We start from the raw sequence: 3,132 nt of genomic DNA on the forward strand, positions 1-3,132 counted from the left end.
GCCCGTGCGGCACTCGCGATGCAGCCGGGCAGCCCGGACGCGAAGCTGCAGCTCGCCGATGCGTTGCTCGCGCAGCGCGACTGGGCGCGCGCGGAGCCGTTGCTGCGCGAACTGCTGGCCGCGCGTCCGCCGAGCCTCGCGGCTGTGCGCGGTACGGCCACGCTGTATGAGAACACCGGCCGCGCGGACAGGATCGGTCCGCTGCTCGACGCACTGCAAGGCCGTGTGACGGGCCGTGACGATCGGCGCGCACTCGATGGCCTGCGTGCCGACCTGCTTGCGGACCAGGCGCGCGCGCTGGCGGACAAGGGCGAACGCGGGCCCGCCGCGCAGCGCTACGAGGCGGCCGTGCGCGCCGCGCCCGACGCGGCGTGGACACGCTTCGCGCTTGCGCGCCTCTATCGCGACATGGGGCTGCCGCAGCTCGGCCGCACGGTGATGGACGACGGGCTCGCGCAAAGCGCGACGCCCGAGATGCGTTATGCGACCGCGCTGTACCGCAATTCGCTCGACGACGTGGCGGGTGCGCAGGCCGCGCTCGCGCCCGTCGACGACGCGCACCGTTCGGACGGGATACGCGCACTCGCGCGCAAGCTCGACGCGGAAAGCGCGCTGGCCGACGCACGCGGCGCGCTCGCGCGCGGCGACCGCACGGCGTTTGCCGCGTCGCTCGCGCAGGCGCAGGCGAGTGCGCCGGACGATCCCGACATGCTCGCCGCGATCGGCGCGCAGTGGATCGATGCGGGCGAGCCCGACCGCGGGCTCACACCGTTGCACGACTGGATCGCCGCCCACCCGCGCGAAGCCGATGCGGACGTGCGGCTGCGCTACGGCGACCTGCTCGGCAGTGCGGAGCGCGACGACGCGCTCGTCGCGTGGCTCGGCACGCTGCGCCGGGAACCGTCGCTGACGCCCGCGCAGACGGCGAGGATCGAGGACCAGTCGCTGCGGCTCGTGTTGCGGCAGACGGACGACGCGATCGCGCAGCAGGATTACGTGGAAGCGCGCAAGCGGCTCGATCGTGCGAGCCCGGCCGGCCGCGCGGACAAGCGCTATGCGCTCGAACTGGCCGATCTCGAACGCGCGCAAGGCCATTACGACGCGGCGCGCGCCGCGCTTGCGCCGGTCGTCGCGCGCACGCCGGACGACGCCGATACGCAGCTCGCGCTGGCCCGCATCGACGAAGACAGCGGCAACCGTGCGGCCGCGCTCGCGCGCGTGCAGGCGGTGCTCGCACGCACGCCGGGCGACGACGTCGACACGCAACTGTCGGCCGTGCGCCGCCTGAATGCGCTGCGCCGCCCGGACGAAGCCGTGCAGGTGACCGACCGGCTGCATGCCGCGTATCCGGCGCGCGCCGACGTGACGGTCGCGGCCGGCCGCGTGGCCGAGGCGAAGGGCCGCTATGACGACGCGGCGTCGCTGTACCGGTTGTCGCAGTCGCAGGAACGCGCGACGGGTGTGAGCCCGGGCCGCGACGGGCTCACGCCCGCGCAGGCCGCGTTCGCGGACCTCGAGCAGCGGCGCAATCCCGAGATCGAAACCGGCTGGACGCCCGCCTACAAGTCGGGCGATGAAGGCATCTCGTCGTACCGTGCGCAGCAGGTGCCGATCTACATGCAGATGCCGATCCGCTACGACGGGCACGTGTTCGCGCAGATCGACACCGTGCATCTCGACCCGGGCACGCTCGACACGAGCAACCCGAACGCGTATTCGCTCAGTACGTTCGGCAGCTACGCGGCGCTCAAGGCGCAGAACGCGCTGACACCCGCATCGATAGCGAATCCGCCGGGCTCGCTGCACCAGACGGCCACCGGCGTCGCGCTCGGCGCCGGCTATCTGACGGACGCATGGCGCTTCGACCTCGGTACGTCGCCGCTCGGTTTTCCGGTGCATTACCTCGTCGGCGGCGTGCGCTATCGCTTCGACGCAGGCCCGGCCAGTTTCTCGGTGAACGCGTCGCGGCGGCCGGAAACGAGCAGCGTGTTGTCGTACTCGGGGATGCGCGACCCGTGGACGGGCGCGGTCTGGGGCGGCGTGCGCCGCGACGGCGTGAACCTGCGCGCGTCGGTCGACGTCGGCCGCACGAACCTGTTCGCGGAACTCGGCGCGGGCGTGCTGTCCGGCCGCAACGTCGAACGCAACGCGGAAGTCACGCTGCGCACCGGCTTCACGGTGCCCGTGTACGAGCGCGCGACGATGAAGGTCAGCACCGGGCTCGTCGGCAACGCGTGGCACTACGCGCAGAACCTGCGTTACTACACGTACGGGCAGGGCGGTTACTACAGCCCGCAACGCTACCTGTCGCTCGGCGTGCCGATCGAATGGGCGGGGCGGCACGATGCGCTGTCGTGGGACCTGACCGTCACGGGCGGGATTTCGAACAGCTACGAGAAGGATTCGCTGTATTACCCGATGTCCTCGGACCAGCGGGCCGCGCAAGTGGCGGCCGGGTTCGTGTACGCGGGCAGCTCGACGCGCGGCGTGTCGTTCTCGTACGGCGTCAACGGGATCGTCGAGTACCGCGTGAACCCGCACCTGAGCGTCGGCGCGCAGCTGCACGTCGACCGGTCGCACGACTACGCGCCGAGTTCGGCGCTCGTGTACCTGCGCTATGCGTTCGACGCGCGCGCGCAACGCAGCTGGCTCGTCACGCCGACGCCGGTGCGGCTTTATTCGGATTACTAGGGGAACGCCGTGAATACGGAAATCGATGCCACCCGTCCCGCGTTCGGCGCCGCCGGCCTGCTGGGCCGCCTGCGTGCGCTGCTCGGCACGGGGCCGGCCGGTGGCCGCGTCGGCACGGTGAGCCGGCTCGCGATCGACGGCTTGCCCGATGCCTGGACGCAACTGGAAGCCGGCGGCCTGTACGCGATCTACGCGGCCGGCGGCACGCCGGCCTGTGATGCACTCGTGTGGGAGAGCGCACGACAGGCGCGCACGCGCGACGTGACGGTCGTGCTCGCGCGCGACGCGGCGCACGTCGCCGAACAGATGCAGGCGCGCGGCTTCGCGGGCGGCGCGCAGCCGGCCGGCTGGCCGCGCAACCTGAACGTGCTGGCCATGCCGCCGGCGGCCGAGCCGGCCGACGGTGCCGGCGCAACGGCCGACGCGCCGCGTCGCACGGCA

General features: G+C 72.4%; 2 protein-coding genes. Both read left to right on the forward strand.

Translation table 11 applies throughout. The annotated features are described in order from the left end of the window. Positions 1–2,691, forward strand: a 2,691-nt coding sequence (locus tag G3O06_RS47495; protein ID WP_205820222.1) for a cellulose biosynthesis protein BcsC, incomplete at its 5' end; no start/stop codon positions are given. A gap of 9 nt (positions 2,692–2,700) precedes the next feature. Continuing rightward, on the forward strand, positions 2,701–3,132 hold a 432-nt coding region (locus tag G3O06_RS47500), incomplete at its 3' end, for a BcsE family c-di-GMP-binding protein (protein ID WP_346779603.1).

It is taken from the genome of Burkholderia sp. Ac-20345 (assembly GCF_017104825.1).
In the GTDB taxonomy this organism is placed as follows: Bacteria; Pseudomonadota; Gammaproteobacteria; order Burkholderiales; family Burkholderiaceae; genus Burkholderia; species Burkholderia lata_B.